Here is a 17,304-nt window from a genome sequence, read left to right as displayed (position 1 = left end):
CGTGCACAACGTCCGCTATCCGAATGCCGCGGCCGCCGTACCCGCGCTGATCCGGACTACGTACATTCGCCGTGCTCATGAGCACGCGGAGTACTAGCGTGAGCGCATGATGCGATCACTCAGGTCCACTACCGCCCTGGTCGCGGCCGTACTGCTCGCCGCGACACTCACTACAACCACCGCGGCGGCCGCGCCCGAAGTACCGGCCAAGGCCAAGCCCGTCGTCCGGTGCGAGTTCACCCCGACGCCGGAGAACCCGGCCGCGAAGCCGGTCCGGATCCCCTCCCCCGTGGCGAAGGCGAAGGGCACGGTCGACGTGTACTTCGTGACGAACTACGGGCCCTTCGTGGTCCGGATGGACCGGGCCAACGCGCCGTGCGGTGTGCACAACTTCGTGCACCTGACGAAGAGCCGGTTCTACGACTGGACCCAGTGCTTCCGGCTGACGAACTCGGCCCGGCTCGGCGTGCTCCAGTGCGGTGACATCTACCGCCAGGAGGAGGGCGGCCCGGGGTACAAGTTCCCTGACGAGGTCACCGGCCAGGAGACCTACCCGCGCGGCACGGTTGCCATGGGCAACCAAGGGCCCGGGACCAACGGCAGTGAGTTCTTCGTGGTGCACTCGTTCGCGAACATCCCGCCGAACTACACCGTGCTCGGCCACGTCATCTACGGCATGAGCACGTTCGACCGGATGGTCGCGGCCGGCATCGCCGACCCCGACCAGGACGGCCCGCCGGTGCACCCGATCCGGCTGCTGAAGGTCTTCACCCTCGGCTGATCACAGCTCTGTCCTGAAATCCGTACTGAAAGGCGAACCGATCAAGTGACGATCCAGGTCATCGTGCTGAACGGCGGCTCGAGCTCCGGCAAGACCGGGATCGCCCGCTGCCTGCAGGCGATCCTGCCGCGGCCGTGGCTCAGTCTCAGCGTGGACGACTTCGTCGACGCGCTGCCACCCTCGCTGGTGAATTCGGACTCGGCCCCGGGCTCGGGCTCGGGTATTGCGTTCGGGCAGCAGGGCGAGGTCGTCGTCGGCGAAGGTTTCCGCGAGCTGGAGGCCGCCTGGATGGCCGGGATCGCCGCGATGGCCCGGGCCGGGGCACGGGTCATCGTCGACGACGTGTTCCTCGGCGGCGCCGCCTCCCAGGAGCGCGTCCGGGCGCAACTGGAGGGTCTCGAGGTGCTGTGGGTCGGGGTGCGCTGCGACGCCGCGATCGTGGCCGGCCGGGAGCTCACCCGGGGCGACCGGGTGGTCGGGATGGCCGCGTCGCAGGCGGAGATCGTGCACGAGGGCGTCGTCTACGACGTCGAGGTCGACACCGGCCACGCCGAATCCCTGGACTGCGCCCGCACCATCGCGGCATACGTCAAGGACAGTTGAGCCCTCCCCTCGGGGAGCACCTCGAGGGGAGGGTAATTCGGCGAGGCCGGGGCTAGCGTGAGGTCGTGAGCAGTAAGCGCGGCCGGCCGCGGCACCCCGACGTACTGACTCCCGCCGAGTGGCGGGTGGTGGACGCGGTCCGGCACGGGATGTCGAACCGGCAGATCGCCACCCGCCGCGGCATCAGCGTCGACGCGGTGAAGTTCCACGTCGCGAACGCGTTGCTGAAACTCGGCCTGCAGCGCCGCGCCGACCTGCGCACCTGGCGCGGCGTACCGGCCGACAGCGCCCTTCGACAAGGAGTCCTCGAGATGACCAGAACGACTGTGCAACTCGGCGCCATCGGCCAGATCTCCCGGCCGGTCCGCGACATCACCGCCGCCGTGGAGTGGTACGGCAAAGTGCTGGGCCTGCCGCACCTCTACACCTTCGGCGACCTGGCCTTCTTCGACTGTGGCGGCACCCGCCTGTTCCTCAGCGCGACCGAGGAGTCGCAAGCGAACGCCGAGCCGTCGGTCCTCTACTTCCGCGTGGACGACATCCAGACCGCGTACGACGACCTGCGCGCGCGGGGCGTCGAGTTCGAGAACGCCCCGCACCTGATCCACAAGCACGAGTCCGGCGTGGAGGAGTGGATGGCCTTCTTCCCCGACCCCGACGGCCACCTGCTCGCGATCATGGCCCAGGTACCACCTGAATGACCCCTTGCGTCCGAAGAACTGCGGACACGTCTCCGCAGTTCTTCGGACGCAAGGTCGGTGGAATCACTCGGACGGTGGTTGCCAGACGTCGGTGCGGGTCATGCCGGCGGCGCGGCCCTTGGCGGAGATGACCAGCGCCATCTTGCGGGAGGCCTCGTCGATCATCTCGTCGCCGAGCATCACCGCGCCGCGAGCGCCACCGGCCGCGGAAGTGAAGTGGTCGTAGGCGTCGAGGATGTTCTCGGAGTGGTCGTAGTCCTCCTGCCGCGGCGAGTAGACCTCGTTGGCGGCGGCGATCTGGTCCGGGTGCAGCACCCACTTGCCGTCGAAGCCGAGCGCCGCCGACCGGCCGGCCACTCGGCGGAACCCGTCGAGTTCCTTGATCTGCAGGTACGGCCCGTCGATCGCCTGCTTCCCGTGCGCCCGCGCCGCCATCAGGATCTGCATCAGGATGTAGTGGTAGGCGTCGCCGACGTCGTACCCGGGCGGCTGCTCGCCGACCACCAGCGACTTCATGTTGATCGACGCCATGAAGTCGGCCGGGCCGAAGATGATCGTCTCCACCCGCGGCGACGCCTGGGCGATCGCGTTCACGTTGGTCAGGCCGAGCGCGTTCTCGATCTGCGCCTCGATGCCGAGCCGGCCGATCTCCAGGCCGTGCACCTTCTCCAACTGGGTCAGCAGCAGATCGAGCGCGACCACCTGCTCGGCGGTCTGCACCTTCGGCAGCATGATGCAGTCGAGGTTCGCGCCGGCGCCGGAGACCACCTCGATCACGTCGGCGTAGGTCCACTCGGTGGTCCAGTCGTTCACCCGGACCACCCGGGTCTTCTTCCCCCAGCCGCCCTCGTTCAGCGCGGCGACGATGTTCTTGCGGGCGTCCACCTTGGCGATCGGCGCGACCGAGTCCTCCAGGTCGAGGAACACTTGGTCGGCGTCCAGGCCCTTGGCCTTCTCGAGGAATCGCGGGTTCGAGCCCGGGGTCGCCAGGCAGGAACGCCTGCTGCGAAAGGCCTTGCCGGTGGTCGTCTCGTCAGCCATCTTCGCGATCCTTAGCCTCGGTTACCCGTCGGTCACTCGCAGCGTACGGCGAAAGCGCCCGCCGCTGCCCGGTGACATCCCTCACGCCCGGCGGAGTTGTGGCAGGCGTCACCGGACCTCCGCGGGTCCGGGCGTGTGGGACGCTGAGGCGGTGACGATGGAGCAGGCTGTTGCGGAGATCGCCGGGGTGATGAAGAAGGCGGGGCTCGTCTGGCTGTCCTGGGGTGGCGGACGCCCGGCACCGGCGTGGTTCGCGGCCGTCGACGGCTCTTATGTCGTGCTCGCGGACAGGTCAGGCAGCGCGGAGCAACCCCTGCCCGGACTGGCCGACGCCGGCGCGGCCCAGGTCGTAGTACCGGCGAAGCCTGCCACCAACCGCCTGGCCGGCTGGACGGCGCGGGTGCGCCGCCTCGAGCCGGGCAGCGAGGAGTGGACGACGGCCGCCCAGGTACTGCGGACCGAGCGGCTGAACGCGTCCGGCCTGGACACTCAGCTGGATCGCTGGCAGACAGAGGCCGACCTGCTCGTCCTGGAGCCCACCGGGGAGATCACCGAGAACGCCGGGAACTACGACGACACCTCGCGGCTGGAGTCCCCTGCATCTACTCCCGCCACCACCCGGGGAGCGCGGCCGATCACCTTGCACCGGCGGTCCAAGCGGCGCCCGAAGCTGACCTGATCACCCCGCTCGGGGAAACCGCGGGCTGCCGGGCCATGTCCTGCGCCGGGTGGGCGTGACAAGGGCACTAACCTTCGAGTTATGAGCGGATCACCGTCGCGCGTCTACATCGCCCGGCTGGCCGGTCTCCCGGTGTACGACCCGAACGGGGACCAGGTCGGCAAGGTCCGTGACGTCGTGGTGATGCTCCGGCAGGGAACGCAGCCGCCCCGGGTGCTCGGGCTGGTGGTCGAGGTGTTCACCCGGCGGCGGATCTTCCTGCCGATGACCCGGGTCACCTCGGTGGACGTCGGGCACGTGATCACCACGGGTCTGGTGAACATGCGGCGGTTCGAGCAGCGCCCGACCGAGGTGCTCGTGCTGGGCGAACTGCTCGACCGGACCGTCACGATCCGCGAGACCGGCGCCACCGCGGTCGTCTTCGACCTGGCCATGGAGCAGTGGCGGACCCGCGACTGGGTGCTCTCGAAGGTCGCGGTCCGGGAGGGCGGCAAGCGGTTCCGGCGCCGCGGGCAGACGCACGTGCTCGACTGGACCGACGTCAGCGGTTTCGCGCAGATGGAGGAGGGCCAGGGGGCGACGCACATCCTGGCCGCGTTCGAGTCGATGAAAGCCGCGGACCTGGCCGGCGTACTGCACGAGCTCTCGCCCAAGCGGCGCAAGGAGATCGCCGCGGCGCTGGACGACGAGCGGCTCGCGGACGTACTGGAGGAACTGCCCGAGGACGACCAGGTCGAGATCCTGGCCGGCTTGGACACCGAACGCGCCGCGGACGTGCTCGAGGAGATGTCCCCCGACGACGCGGCCGACCTGATCGCCGAGCTGCCCACCGAGACCGCCGAGGCGCTGCTGACGCTGATGGAGCCGGATGAGGCCGAGGACGTCCGCCGGCTGCTGACGTACGAGGAACGCACCGCCGGTGGCCTGATGACCTCGGAGCCGGTGATCCTGCCTGCGGACGCCACTGTCGCCGACGCGCTGGCCCATGTCCGCAACGCCGAACTGAGCCCGGCCCTGGCCGCGATGATCTACGTGTGCCGGCCGCCGCTGGAGACCCCGACCGGGCGGTTCATCGGGATCGGCCACATCCAGCGGCTGCTCCGCGAACCCCCGTCCGCGCTCGTCTCCGGCGTGTTGGACACCGACCTGGACGGGTTGCGGGCCGACGACAGCCTGCACACCGTGAGCAAGTACCTCGCCACCTACAACCTGGTCGCGGCGCCCGTGCTCGACGACGAGGGCCGCCTGCTCGGCGCGGTCACCGTCGACGACGTGCTCGACCACCTGCTGCCCGACGACTGGCGCGACCCCGAACCTGAGGAGGTGGACCGCCATGCCCCGTGACGACCGCGGCACCGAGGAGCGCCGGCTGACCCGGCCCGCCGCCGCCCGGCTGGACATCCCCCGCGAACTGCGCCGCACCATCGTCCGCCGCCGCGCGTACGACGCGGACGCGTTCGGGCGGCTCTCGGAGCGGATCGCCCGGTTCCTCGGCACCGGCCAGTTCCTCGTCTACATGACCGCGACGATCGTGCTCTGGGTGGTCTGGAACATCTTCGCGCCGCAGAACCTGCGCTGGGACGAGTACCCGTTCATCTTCCTGACGCTGGCGCTCAGCCTGCAGGCGTCGTACGCGGCGCCGCTGATCCTGCTCGCGCAGAACCGGCAGGAGTCGCGCGACCGGGTCGAGTACGAGCGGGACCGCGACGTGGATGCCCGGACCAGGGCCGACATGGAGTTCCTGGCCCGCGAGATGGCCGCGCTGCGGATGTCCGTCGGCGAGGTCGCCACCCGCGACTTCCTCCGCTCCGAACTCCGCTCCCTGCTGGCCGAGCTCGAGCTCAAGGACCGCGAGGACGGCCGCGTCTGATCACGGCTGGGTAAGGGTAGCCTTGCCGGGCCTACGTCACAGTGGACTGCGGTCCGCCGGTAGACGGGAAGCACGTAACCTGGTGGGTATGGCCCCCACTGCTGATCAGGTGACCGCTGCGCTCGGTGGCGTGATTGACCCCGAGATCAAGAAGCCGATCACCGAGCTCGGAATGGTCGAGTCCGTCGTCGTCCGCGACGACGGTGTCGTCCACGTCCGGATCCTGCTGACCGTCGCCGGCTGTCCGATGAAGGACACGCTGCGCCGTGACACCAACGCCGCCGTGAGCGCGCTGGACGGGGTCACCGGGGTGGAGATCGACCTCGGCGTGATGTCGGCCGAGCAGCGGGCGGCCCTGCAGACCCAGCTCCGCGGTGGCGTGGCCGAGAAGGAGATCCCCTTCTCCCGGCCGGACTCGCTCACCAAGGTGTTCGCGATCGCCTCCGGCAAGGGTGGCGTCGGCAAGTCCTCGGTGACGGTGAACCTGGCCGTCGCGATGGCCGCCAAGGGCCTGTCGGTCGGCGTCCTCGACGCCGACATCTACGGCCACTCGATCCCGGCCATGTTCGGGGTCGCGGACGAGCGTCCGACCGCGGTCGACGACATGATCATGCCGGTGCCCGCGCACGGCGTGAAGGTGATCTCGATCGGCATGCTGAAGCCCAAGCGCGACCAGGTGGTCGCCTGGCGCGGGCCGATCCTGGACCGCGCCCTGGTGCAGATGCTCGCCGACGTCTACTGGGGCGACCTCGACGTGCTGCTGCTCGACCTGCCGCCCGGCACCGGTGACATCGCGATCTCGGTCGGCCAGCGGCTGACCAGCGCCGAGGTCATCGTGGTGACCACGCCGCAGGAGGCTGCCGCCGAGGTGGCCGAGCGGGCCGGCACGATGGCGCAGATGGTCCACCAGCGGGTGGCCGGCGTGATCGAGAACATGTCGTTCCTGCCCTGCCCGCACTGCGGCCCCGAGCACCGGATCGAGATCTTCGGCGCGGGTGGTGGCGCGCGGGTGGCCGCGACCCTGTCCCAGCGCCTCGGGTACGACATCCCCCTGCTCGGCGAGGTCCCGCTGGACGAGCGGCTGCGCAGCGGTGGCGACGTCGGCCAGCCGCTGGCGCTGTCCGACCCGGAGACCCCGGCGGCCCAGGTCCTGAGCCAGATCGCCGAGCGTCTCGGCGGCAAGCCCCGCGGCCTCCTCGGCCGCCAACTCGGCCTGTCCCCAGTCGGCCGCTAGTCCCTGGCGGTGCGGCGGCCACCTGCTGTTGGCCGCCGGCTGCTGTTGAATGGGCAGGGTGCCTTTCCCTGCCGAGACACCGGTTCTGACCGACGGTGTGGTGACGTTGCGCGCTCCACGCCCCGAAGACCTGCCCGGCGCGATCGAACGCAACACCGAAGACTCGGACGGCACGTTCGACGCCGACGACGCGCTGCGATGGATGACCTACGGGATCCCCGAGGCGTGGTCCACCGGCACCCGGCTGGTCTTCGTCATCGAGCACCAGGGCCGGTACGCCGGCACGGTCGGGCTGGCGCCTGATTCCAACGGGAACGCGAGCGTGCACTACGGACTCGGCAGTTGGGCGCGAGGGGCGGGCGTCGCCTCCCGGGCGGTGCGGCTGGCCCTGGAGTTCGGGTTCACGGTCTGCGGGTTCCACGTCATCCACTGGTGGGCCCGGGTCGGGAACTGGCCTTCGCGCCGGGTGGCCTGGGCGACCGGGTTCCACCTAGGGCCGACGATTCCCGCGCTGGCAGAGGACCGGGGCCGCCGTACCGATGCCTGGACCGGGTGGATCGGGCCGGACGACCCGCGGTCGCCCCGGCAGCCGTGGTTCGTGAACCCGGTGCTCGAGACCTCCCGCCTGCGGCTGCGGGCCTGGCGTGACGACCAGGTGGACCGGATCACCACCGCCCGGACGAACCAGGCGACGGCTCATTTCCTGCCGTTCATCCCCCAGCCCTTCACGGCTGAGGACGCGCGATTCTGGCTGAAGGACATGGCCGAGCAGGCCGCCGCCGGGCTCCGTTTCAACTGGTGCGTCGCCGATCGCGGCACAGATGTTGCCATAGGCAACGTCACGCTCTACAACGTGGCCACCCGGATCGACGGTGAACTCGGGTACTGGGCCCACCCCGACGCGCAGGGCCGCGGTCTGATGGCGGAGGCGCTCCGCCGGGTCGCCGACTGGTACTTCTCCCCGGGCGGCTTCGGTGGTCGCCGCCTGGTCATCCGGACCGCCGCCAGCAACAAGGCCGCCCGCCGGGTCGCCGAGTCAGCGGGCTTCCGGCCAAGGGGCCTCGACCGCGCCGCCTTCGCCTTGGGCGACAAGACCGTCGACGACCGAGCCGTCTACGACCTCCTCCCCACCGACTAGCTGTAGGCGTCGGCCTGGATCCGGTACAGCGCGGCGTACTGGCCGTTGCGGGCCAGCAGGTCCTCGTGGCTGCCGGACTCGACCAGCCGTGATCCGTCCAGGACGACGATCAGGTCGGCCATCCGGACGGTGGAGAACCGGTGCGAGACCAGGACCGTGATGCGGCCGTCCGTGTTGTCGCGCGCCGTCTCCGCATAGCGCTCGAACAGTTCGTGCTCCGTCTCGGCATCCAGCGCGGCGGTGGGTTCGTCCAGGACCAGCAGCAGCGGGCGGTCCCGCATGAATCCACGAGCGAGAGCCAACTTCTGCCACTGGCCGAAGCTGACCTCGGCCCCGTCCGGCCAGGTGGGACCGAGTTGCGTCTCCAGCCCGTCCGGCAGCCGATCGACGACATCCTCCGCACCGGCACGACCAACCGCAGTGGAGACCGCGGACTCCTGGTCGTAGCGAGGGAGATCGCCGACCCCGACGCTGTGCCGGGCGCGGAACTCGAACCGGAAGAAGTCCTGGAACGCCCCGGCGAGCCGGTCCCGCCAACTGTCGGTCCGCATCCGCGCCAGCGGGCTGCCGTCCACCAGGATGCGGCCGGAGGTCGGCGCGTACATCTTGGCCAGCAGCTTCACCAACGTCGACTTGCCCGCGCCGTTCTCGCCGACGACCGCGATCACCCGACCGGCAGGCAGGTGCACCGAGACGTCCTCGAGCACTAGGCGATCCGTGCCCGGGTAGGCGAACGACACGTGCTCCAGCCGGATCCCGTCGTCCAGCCGCTCCGGTACCTCGACGTCGGCCTCCGCGTTGAACGCCTCGGCGTAGTTCTCCAGCCAGACAAGCCGGCGGGAGCCGTCGAGCCAGATCCCGCGGAGGAAGCCGATCTCCCCCACGGTCGCTCCGACGTACGCCGAGAGCCTGGCCCCCGCCGCGAGGATCAGCAGGACGTCGCCGACCGAGCCGTCGAGGCCGACAGCCACCAGCACCACGGCACCGACGTACGCGGCGCCGAAGATCGCCCAGGCGAGGGCATGCCAGGCGGCACTGATCCAGCGCACCTTGGCGATCGGGCGGTACCAGCGCTCCCACTCGCTCCTTCGCCGGCTGACCAGGTCCGGGCCGATCCCCGTCACCCGGACCTCCTTGCCGGCCGACGCTGTGGTCGCAGTACGGAACAGGTGATCTGCCAGCCTGCTGTACGACGCGTGGCGTTCTTCGGTGACCCGCTCGATCCCCGGGCGCCAAGCGGACGTCAGCACCGTCGGCAGGGCGAACACGACGAGCAGCACCAGGATCGGGTCGATGGAGACAAGCAGGGCGATGGTGATGCCCAGCCGGAGGATCCAGCCGCAGGTCGAGAACAGGGACATGTACATGTGGTCGAGCACGAACACCTGTTTGCGCAGGACCGACAGCCGGTCCAGGTAGTCGCGTCGCTCGTGGTGCTCGATGGTCGACACGGAGGCCTGCAGCCGGGCGACATGCGCCTCCAGCGCGATCGTCACGCGGTCGCGGAACCGGCGGGAGACCCGGGTGCTGACCGTGCGGAGCAACCAGGTCGCGGTCACCGAGGCCGCCATACCGGCGGTGGCCAGGATGACCTTGGAGCGATCCTCTTCCAGCAGGCCGTCGGCGAGGATCTTCAGCAGGAGCGCGAGCAAGGCATCGGGGATGGCGGCCAGCAAGGTCATCGAGAAGGCGAACACCAGCAACCCCGGCTCGTGCTGATAGCCGAGCTTGCACAACCGCCACATCGCCGGCAACGCCCTCGGCATCTGCTCGGCGGCCTGGACGGTGGCCTGATCGGTGGCCTGATCGGTGACTGGTTCGTCCGGCTCAGAGGACGTCATAGGTCAGTCCTTCCTCGTCGGTCTCGGCCGTGAACCGTCTGGCCTGCAGGTCGAACATCGTCCGGTAGCGGCCGTCCAGCGCCATCAGTTCGTCGTGACTGCCGAGCTCGATCACCTTGCCCTGCTCCAGGACGCAGATCCGGTCGGCATGCCGAACGGTGGAGAACCGGTGCGAGATCAGGATCGTGGTCACACCACGCGTCGCGGTCAGGATCCGGTCGAAGACCGTCGCCTCCCCGCGGACATCGAGCTGAGCAGTCGGCTCGTCGAGCAACACCAGCCCCGCGCCCTCTCGCACCGCACACAATGCCCTCGCGAGCGCCACCCGCTGCCACTGTCCGCCGGAGAGGTCGGTGCCGCCGTCATAGCCCTTGGCCAGTGGTGTGCTGAGGTCCGCGAGCCCATCGGCACCGGCATCCCTCAACGCAGCAATGATGTCTTCGTCCTTCGCTCCGGCCGGTGCGACGTTGTCCCGCAGCGGCAGCTCGAAGCGGATGAAGTCCTGGAACACCGCAGTGACCTGCTCCCGCCAGGCCGTCACGGACAGGTCGCGCAGGTCCTTGCCGCCGACCTCGATCGCGCCGCTGTCCGGGTCGTACAGGCGGCACAGGAGCTTGGCCAGCGTCGTCTTGCCGGCGCCGTTGCGCCCGACCACCGCGAGCGAAGTACCGGCGGGGATCGTCAGGTCGAGGCCGTCGAACACTTTCCGCGTCGCGCCCGGGTAGGCGAAGGTCAGGTCGCGGATGCGCAGGTCGCCGGGGACGGCTGCGACTGGCGACGGGTTCATCACGAGAGCACCGGCTGGCGCCATCGCCGGCCGGAGATGCTGCACTGCTGCCACCGGTGCCGAGGCGCCGTCCAGCGACCAATTCAGGCCGCCGAACGCGACCATGGAGACGCCGATGGCCAGTTGCGCATTGGTGATCAGCGAGTCCAGACCGATCCGTCCGTCGAGCGCTGTCGCCGCCAACGCCCAGAACACCAGGCCGTTCGCGACGGCGACGATGAGCAGACTCCAGGCCAGTGGTTGCTCCCGCAGCCGGGTCGCTTCGTACTGCAGGCTGAACAACCGGCGTCGCCGCTCGGTGAACCGCTCAACCGCCCAGTCGGCCAGCCCGAACAGCCGCAACTCCTTCGCCGGTTCGGGGTCGACGGCCAACTGATAGGCGTACGACGCGTGCCGCTGGGCCGAGCGGACCTCGTCGGTGTTGCGGTCGCGCCAGACACCGCTCTCGCGCAGCAGCCAGTGAGTCGAGCCCCAGGCCGCGACCAGCACGATCGGTGCCCACCAGGTGAAGTTGAACAGCACCACCGCGCAGGCGATCCCACCGAACAGTTCCACCAGGCTGCCGGCGATGAAGTCGACGTTCAGGTACATCGGCGGTCCGGTCTGACCGCGGTCGAACTCGCGAGCGACCTCCAGATCCTCGGCCAGGTCCGGGTCTTCGAGGTGGCCGATGCCCGGCGGGTCGACGCACGCGCCGGCCAGCTCGTCGTTGAGCCAGGCGGCGACCCGGCTGCCGAGGTTGGAGCTGACAGCCTGGTGGATCGGCATCAGCACCTGCATCAGGACGAAGGTGATGCCGACTCTGGTGAGCGGTGCGGCCAGCTCACCGCTGTGCTGGACGGTCCCGACCAGCTGGCCCATGGTGAGCGCGAACAGCGCGGGGAGGGCGCCGCGCGTGAGCAGCAGCAACCACCAGAGCGCGGCCAGCGGCGCACTCGCGCGGGGCAGGACGGTGAAGAACTGCCACTCCGGGCGACTGCGGACACGGGCGATCATGCCGACAGCGTGGCAGAGACCGCCGACGCTTTTCTTGACGATTTGCCGGATCGCGCCGGCTCAGGCGATGCCTGAAGAGATCAGGTGGCTTCGGGGTCGAAGGGGGCGCGGACACCGGCGGGGAGGCGCTGCGGTGTGTCCATCGCGTCCATCGAGGAGACCGGCTTGTCCTCGTCGAACTCGTCGTCCATGCCGTCCAGCAGGTGCTTGCGGACGAAGCTGCGCGGGTTCAGGTCGCGGACGTCGAGGTCGGCGAACTCAGGGCCGAGCTCGTTGCGCAGGTCGTTCTGTGCGTTGTTCACCATCTGGCGGACCTGGCGGAGCAGCCGCCCGGCGGTCCGGGCGAACTCCGGCAACCGGTCGGGGCCGAAAACGAGCACCGCGACGATCGCGATCACCCCGAGCTCGAGTGGCCCGATGCCGAACATGTCCCCACCTCTCCGAACGTGGAATCCAACACCGCGGGACAGCGTAGCCCGCCCCTGGTCAGCCCGCGTCCCGGGCCGACCGTTCCGGCTGTGCCGGTCAGCCGGTCTGCGTGCCCAGCGTCACCGTGACCTCGCGAGGCTTGCCCGCGCGCTCGAACTCCAGCCGCACATTCTCGCCCGGCTGGTGCGTCCGGATCGCCACGATCAGCGCCTCGGCGGTCTCCACCACCTGGTTGTTGATCGAGGTGACCACATCACCGATGCGGATCCCGGCCCGCTGGGCCGGCGAGCCTGCCGTCACCTTGCTGACCCGGGCACCGCCTTCGAACTGCATGTCGACCTCGGCACCGATCACCGGGTACGACGCTCTGCCCGACGCGATCAGTTGCTGCGCAGTACGGCGGGCCTGATCGATCGGGATCGCGAAACCGAGGCCGATGTTGCCGCTGCTGCCCTCCTGGGCGCCGCGCACGGTCGCGATCGCGGAGTTCACGCCGATCACCCGGGCGTTCATGTCGACCAGCGGACCGCCGGAGTTTCCGGGGTTGATCGCGGCGTCGGTCTGGAGGGCGTTGATGTACGAGAGCTCGCCACCCTCGCCGCCGGCCGTGACCGGGCGGTTCTTCGCCGAGATGATGCCGGAGGTGACCGTGCCGGCCAGGCCCAGCGGCGAGCCGATCGCCACGACGTCCTGCCCGACGACCGCGGCCTCCGACCTGCCGAACTGCACCGAGGGGGCATCCAGCCCGAGCACCTGGACGACGGCCAGGTCGTATGCCGGCGAGCGGCCGACCAGCCGCGCGGTGGCGGTCTTGCCCTTCTGGGTCACCACCTGGATCGCGCCACCGGTCGCCGCCGCGGCGACCACGTGGTTGTTGGTCAGGATGTGCCCGGAGCCGTCGATCACGAAGCCGGAGCCGGTCGCGTTGGAGTCGTCCGCGCCCTCGACCTTCAGCTGAACCACGCTCGGCAGCAGGGTCTCCGCCACGGACGAGACGGATCCGCTGCGGACCTTGGGGTCGGCGACGCCGATCGGCGGGCCGGACTGGTCGTCGATCGTGCCGCTGTGGTCCAGCGCGACGACGGTCGCGGCCGCGCCGGCACCGGCGAGCAGCCCGACGATCAGCGCAACGATCGCGGCGATGCCGATCATCCGGCCACTCTTCGGCGGCGGAGCCGGCGTGTAGGCGCGGGCCTGCTGCTGGTGCCAGTCGAGCGGCGGGGGCGGCGTATACGTCGGCTGGTAGGTCGGCCAAGCCTGCCCCGGATAGACCGGCCGGAAGAGCGGATCCTGCGGCTCGGGCTTCCCGAAGCTCCGCTGGCTGGTGGAGCGAATCGGCCCCTGCTGCCGGTACGGCGCGTCGCCCCCGGGCAGCGGAATCGGCGCGGCCCCGACACCAGCCGACGGCGGCGTCAACGCGGTCTGGTCGGACGGGGGGACTACTGGTCCGGCGGTCAGGGGGTCCTTGGGGAGCTCACGGGTGGGTTCCGGGTCCGCGGGATCCCGCGGCGTCCGCACTGTCGGCTCGGCGTCATCCCAGCTCACGGTGCCCCGCCTCACGTCGTCGTTGTCTCGTGGTCGAAGTGCCCCGCCGGGATCGCCGGGAGGTACTCCCACACTTGATTATCCCAGCTTGTGGGAGAGAGCACCCATCGGAGTGAGCCAAGAAGCGATTTTGGCCAGTCCCGTGCCCATTCTCTGGACGGCCGTGACTCTCGGTGGCGGCACGTGCGGGAAAGCCGCCACGACCTGGCCGAGTACGTCGGACGGCAGGTCGCCGACCAGGGTGTAGACGATCCCTCCGGACGACCAGACCGCGTACGACGGCATGCCGTAGCGCTGGTAGACCCGGGCGCCCTCGGGCGCCGTGGTGGCCGTGTAACCCGCCACGGCGGCCGGGTCGAGCTGCCCGCGCTGCTCGAAGAGGGAGACGTTGAAGAGCCCGTCGGAGTACGAGAACTGCAGGGACTTGGTCGCGGTGTCCTGGTGCACGTCGTACAACTGCAGGGACGCGGGCAGCGCGGCCGAGCAAGTCCAGCCCTGGGAGCGGAGGTTGTCGACCTTGCTCATGCCGACGGACTCCACTCCGCCCGGAGCCATCGGCGGCAGGTGCCCGAGGAACTCGGAGTCCTCGATCTCCAGCTCGGTGAACACGGTGGCCCGCACCATCGTTTTGCCGTCGACGTTGAACAGTTGCCGCTGCAGCAGTAGCCCGGTCGCCTTGTCGATCCAGAAGCGCGCGGCGAGGGTCTGGTCGTCCCGCAGCGCCTCGATCATCACGGCGGTCCGCCCGATGGTGTCCGTGCAGCACTTGTAGACCAGCTGGTACGTCGCCTGCAGCAGTGCGAGGGGTCCGCCGTCGATGGTCGGGCCGGCAGCATGGTTGGCCCGCTGCACGAACGCCTTGGCGCCCGGTGACGCCGAGGAGCCGAGCACGCTGATCTCGCTCCCCTGCGAGGCGGCGTGCACGATGTCGAGCATCGCCGAGCTGGAACCCTGCGGTCCCCAGGAGGTGATGATCTGGGTGCCGTGGAAGGAGACGAGGTCCGGAGCGGCCGCGGCGCGCTCCAGCCAGGTCACGGCGGACGGCGAGTCCTCACGCTGGCCGGAGGGCGCAGGCGTGGCTGCTGCGGGCAGGGGCAGGCCGAAGCCGATCAGCGCGGTGCCGACCAGGACGGCGAGCCGGGAGAGGCTCACTGCTCAGCGCCCCGTCAGCGCCACCGGCTGCAGCGTCGGGCTGAGCCCGGCGTAGCCAGCCCCGTTGAAGGAGTTCAGCAGGGCCACCGGGTCCGCGAACGGTGTCCCGCTCGTGGCGGCGGCGTGGTCGGAAGAGAAGCTCGCCACGGGCGGCTGCAGCACTGGCGGCTGCTCCGTTCGCGCCGGGTCACCCAGCACGAACGCAGTACCCAGCAGTGACGCCACGGCCGCTGCCGAACCGGCTGCACCCAGTACTCCGGTACGCCGGCGAGAGCGGGTCGCCGTGCGGGTGCCAGGGCGGGTGGCTCCGGTCCGGGCGGCGGGGAACGCCGAGCGCTGGGGGCTGAGCGAGATCGTCGGCGTGAGCACCGGGCGGATCTCCTCGCGCGGCTCCGGGGAGAACGACGGAACGCCGAGCAGGCGCTGCATCAGGTCGGTCGAGGGCTCCGGGTCCGGCGTGGCCGCCAAGCGGGTCTTCAGCCGGCGCTGGGCGTCCACCTCCGACCGGCAGGAGTCGCAGCCGACCAGGTGGCTCAGCACCTTGTCGCGGGAATCGTGGTCGAGCTCGCCGTCGACAACGGCGCTCAGCTTGTCCAGGGGGTGTTGCAGCGTCACCGGTCGTCACCTCCGGCACCGAACGGCCCGTCCGCCGGCGGGCCACTGACACGGGTCTGGCCGGATCGCGGCGCACGGTGCTCGAGGTGCTTGCGGAGCATCGAGCGGCCGCGGTGGATCCGGCTGCGCACGGTGCCCAGCTTCACGTCGAGCACGTCCGCGATCTCGTCGTACGTCATGCCCTCGATGTCGCAGAGCACCACGGCCGCCCGGAAGTCCTCCGGCAGCGCGTCCAGCGCGTCCTGCACATCGTGGTCGAACAGGTCGTGGTCCAGCTTCTCCGCCGGGCCCGAGCCCTTGGAGGGCAGCCGGTCGTGCGCGTCGTCGGGCAGTCCGTCGAAGCGGATCCGCTGCCGGCGGCGGGCGCCGTCCAGGAAGAGGTTGGTGGTGATCCGGTACAGCCAGCCCTCGAAGGTGCCCGGCGTGTAGGACGACAGCGACCGGAAGACCCGGACGAAGACCTCCTGGGTCAGGTCCTCGGCGTCGTGCTTGTTGCCGGTCAGGCGGTAGGCCAGCCGGTAGACGCGGGCCGAGTGGGTCCGGACGATCTCGTCCCAGGACGGCAGCACCTCGGCGTCGGCCTCGGCCTGGACCTTGGACCGGGCGTCGGCGGGGGCCTGCTGGGGTACGAAGGCAGGCGCAACAGAGGTGTCGACCGGCTTCACGGCAACGCCTCCCTGGGTACCCGTCCTGCGATCCGCACTCTGCGGGGCAACGAGCGTGACCACCATGGTGCCGCGTTCACCGTCCTCTGCGCACGTCGGGGACACCCGGGTTGAACCCTGAGATGCCGGTACGACGAGTCAACGGCCTCCGTCTCCGGGAAGTTCCCCGGCCCGGTGATCGCACTCGTAGTACTGGACGCGCGAGCTGACATGTTCGTTTGAGTTCTACTTTTCTTCGATCACGGCGATGGGATCTCCGTCTCGGACGACCTCGCCCTCGGCGACCTTCATCTCGGTGATGGTGCCGGCCACCTCGGCGAGCACCGGGATCTCCATCTTCATCGACTCCAGGATGACCAGGGTGTCCTCCGGGCCCACCGTGTCCCCGGCCTTGGCGGTGACCTTCTGGACGTTCGCCACCAGCTCTGCGACCACGGTGTGACTCAACGTGCACTCCTCTGCATCGGATCCTCGCTGTCGATCCTAGTGCCCTGCGTCGGATGTTGTTTGAGTGATTGCGGTGGTCAGGTGCGTGCATCGCGGTGCTGGACGAGCGTCCTCGATGCGGAGCATCGTGGATGATTGGCCAGTGGCGCGAGGTGCGCGCCTGGGCGCCGCAAGCACCAAAGAACATCCGACGCAGGGCACTAAGTGCCGCTGCCAGCGGCCTGGCGGGCCCGGTACGACGCTACGCGGGTGCGGCTGGAACACGTAGGGGTGCAGAAGCGGCGCGGGCGTCTCTCGGCCGGGTTCACGAACACCCGCTCGCAGTCCTCGGCGGCGCACGAGTCGATCGCGGCGAACCCGTGCCCGGCGGCGAACCCCGCCAGACCGAGCGCAGTACCGGCCGCGAGCCACGCGGCCCAGGTTGCCTCCGGCCTCGCCACATGCAGGTGCCATGGAGCACCGTCATGATCGGAGAGATAGGGCCGTACCGCGTACTCGGCGAGCAGGTCGTTCAGGATCCTCGCGGCGTCGCGGGGCTCGGCGTGGAAGACCGGGCGGATCCGCTCGCGGACCGCCTTCACCTGGGCGAGGTCGTCCTCGTCGACGTCCGCGGTGGGCTCGCCGTGATCGAGCAGGAACCTTTCGAGCGCCCCGGCTGAGGTCAGCTTCTCCGGGTCCAGCGACTTGGTGTTCACCAGGTCCACCGCGAGCCGGATCAGCCGGTCCGGTGTCTGCAGGGTCTCCACGCGAGCCTCCTTTCCGATGGCGGCATCGTAACGG

The 17,304-nt window shown here is 69.9% G+C and carries 18 protein-coding genes; 8 read left to right on the top strand and 10 right to left on the bottom strand.

Features of this window, described 5'->3' with window-relative positions:
* The first annotated feature begins 106 nt into the window (after positions 1-106).
* The 3 genes from ACFPJ1_RS32990 to ACFPJ1_RS32980 all read left to right on the top strand — a co-directional run bounded on the left by ACFPJ1_RS32990 (position 107) and on the right by ACFPJ1_RS32980 (position 2,085).
* Positions 107-781, top strand: a complete 675-nt coding sequence (locus ACFPJ1_RS32990; protein WP_380109995.1) for a peptidylprolyl isomerase — start codon at positions 107-109, stop codon at positions 779-781.
* A 45-nt stretch (positions 782-826) separates the two neighbouring features.
* Entirely contained in the window at positions 827-1,384 is a 558-nt protein-coding gene (cpt, locus tag ACFPJ1_RS32985; protein WP_380109994.1) for a chloramphenicol phosphotransferase CPT, read from the top strand.
* 65 nt (positions 1,385-1,449) lie between these two features.
* The gene (locus ACFPJ1_RS32980; RefSeq protein ID WP_380109992.1) at positions 1,450-2,085 is read left to right on the top strand and encodes a VOC family protein; all 636 of its coding nucleotides are present in this window, start codon (positions 1,450-1,452) and stop codon (positions 2,083-2,085) included.
* 63 nt (positions 2,086-2,148) lie between these two features.
* On the opposite strand, the gene ACFPJ1_RS32975 is transcribed toward ACFPJ1_RS32980, so the two are convergent.
* Positions 2,149-3,126 (bottom strand): HpcH/HpaI aldolase/citrate lyase family protein, encoded by a 978-nt coding sequence (locus tag ACFPJ1_RS32975; protein ID WP_380109988.1) that lies wholly within the window; start codon positions 3,124-3,126, stop codon positions 2,149-2,151.
* A 157-nt stretch (positions 3,127-3,283) separates the two neighbouring features.
* On the opposite strand from ACFPJ1_RS32975, the gene ACFPJ1_RS32970 reads away from it, so the two are divergent.
* The 5 genes from ACFPJ1_RS32970 (at position 3,284) to ACFPJ1_RS32950 (ending at position 8,047) form a co-directional block, all read left to right on the top strand.
* Positions 3,284-3,805 (top strand): hypothetical protein, encoded by a 522-nt coding sequence (locus tag ACFPJ1_RS32970; RefSeq protein ID WP_380109987.1) that lies wholly within the window; start codon positions 3,284-3,286, stop codon positions 3,803-3,805.
* An 81-nt stretch (positions 3,806-3,886) separates the two neighbouring features.
* On the top strand, positions 3,887-5,149 hold the full coding sequence (locus ACFPJ1_RS32965) for a magnesium transporter MgtE N-terminal domain-containing protein (RefSeq protein WP_380109985.1): 1,263 nt from the start codon (positions 3,887-3,889) through the stop codon (positions 5,147-5,149).
* Positions 5,139-5,675 carry a DUF1003 domain-containing protein gene (locus ACFPJ1_RS32960; RefSeq protein WP_380109984.1) on the top strand — a complete coding sequence of 179 codons (537 nt, stop codon included), beginning with the start codon at positions 5,139-5,141 and terminating at the stop codon, positions 5,673-5,675. Before ACFPJ1_RS32965 ends, ACFPJ1_RS32960 begins: the two co-directional genes overlap by 11 nt.
* An 88-nt stretch (positions 5,676-5,763) precedes the next feature.
* Positions 5,764-6,909 carry an Mrp/NBP35 family ATP-binding protein gene (locus ACFPJ1_RS32955; protein ID WP_380109983.1) on the top strand — a complete coding sequence of 382 codons (1,146 nt, stop codon included), beginning with the start codon at positions 5,764-5,766 and terminating at the stop codon, positions 6,907-6,909.
* Between the two features lie 58 nt (positions 6,910-6,967).
* Positions 6,968-8,047: a GNAT family N-acetyltransferase gene (locus tag ACFPJ1_RS32950; protein WP_380109981.1), complete on the top strand. Its 1,080-nt coding sequence runs from the start codon at positions 6,968-6,970 to the stop codon at positions 8,045-8,047.
* Here ACFPJ1_RS32950 and ACFPJ1_RS32945 read toward each other — a convergent pair.
* From ACFPJ1_RS32945 to ACFPJ1_RS32905, 9 genes are all read right to left on the bottom strand, one after another.
* Positions 8,044-9,888 (bottom strand): ABC transporter ATP-binding protein, encoded by a 1,845-nt coding sequence (locus ACFPJ1_RS32945; protein WP_380109980.1) that lies wholly within the window; start codon positions 9,886-9,888, stop codon positions 8,044-8,046. The two genes, ACFPJ1_RS32950 and ACFPJ1_RS32945, sit on opposite strands and share 4 nt — an antisense overlap.
* The gene (locus ACFPJ1_RS32940) at positions 9,875-11,671 is read right to left on the bottom strand and encodes an ABC transporter ATP-binding protein (RefSeq protein ID WP_380109978.1); all 1,797 of its coding nucleotides are present in this window, start codon (positions 11,669-11,671) and stop codon (positions 9,875-9,877) included. Before ACFPJ1_RS32940 ends, ACFPJ1_RS32945 begins: the two co-directional genes overlap by 14 nt.
* Before the next feature lie 80 nt (positions 11,672-11,751).
* Positions 11,752-12,099, bottom strand: coding sequence for a sec-independent translocase (locus tag ACFPJ1_RS32935; protein WP_132193519.1), 348 nt, complete (start codon positions 12,097-12,099; stop codon positions 11,752-11,754).
* A gap of 97 nt (positions 12,100-12,196) precedes the next feature.
* Positions 12,197-13,645 carry a S1C family serine protease gene (locus ACFPJ1_RS32930; protein ID WP_380109975.1) on the bottom strand — a complete coding sequence of 483 codons (1,449 nt, stop codon included), beginning with the start codon at positions 13,643-13,645 and terminating at the stop codon, positions 12,197-12,199.
* Between the two features lie 78 nt (positions 13,646-13,723).
* Positions 13,724-14,797, bottom strand: coding sequence for a sigma-E factor regulatory protein RseB domain-containing protein (locus ACFPJ1_RS32925; protein ID WP_380109973.1), 1,074 nt, complete (start codon positions 14,795-14,797; stop codon positions 13,724-13,726).
* 3 nt (positions 14,798-14,800) lie between these two features.
* A complete protein-coding gene (locus ACFPJ1_RS32920; protein ID WP_380109971.1) occupies positions 14,801-15,412 on the bottom strand; it encodes an anti-sigma factor family protein in 612 nt (203 codons plus the stop codon).
* Positions 15,409-16,143 (bottom strand): RNA polymerase sigma factor SigE, encoded by a 735-nt coding sequence (gene sigE, locus ACFPJ1_RS32915; protein WP_380110106.1) that lies wholly within the window; start codon positions 16,141-16,143, stop codon positions 15,409-15,411. The genes ACFPJ1_RS32920 and sigE overlap by 4 nt, the downstream gene beginning before the upstream one ends.
* 159 nt (positions 16,144-16,302) lie before the next feature.
* Positions 16,303-16,524, bottom strand: coding sequence for a biotin/lipoyl-binding carrier protein (locus tag ACFPJ1_RS32910; protein WP_380109969.1), 222 nt, complete (start codon positions 16,522-16,524; stop codon positions 16,303-16,305).
* A 200-nt stretch (positions 16,525-16,724) separates the two neighbouring features.
* Entirely contained in the window at positions 16,725-17,270 is a 546-nt protein-coding gene (locus ACFPJ1_RS32905; protein ID WP_380109968.1) for a CGNR zinc finger domain-containing protein, read from the bottom strand.
* Positions 17,271-17,304: the final 34 nt, after the last annotated feature.

The sequence above is a fragment of the Kribbella qitaiheensis genome (assembly GCF_042657745.1).
GTDB classification, from domain to species: Bacteria; Actinomycetota; Actinomycetes; order Propionibacteriales; family Kribbellaceae; genus Kribbella; species Kribbella qitaiheensis.
The sequence above is the reverse complement of the archived record's forward strand: the minus strand, read 5'-3'. Positions and strand labels throughout refer to the sequence as shown.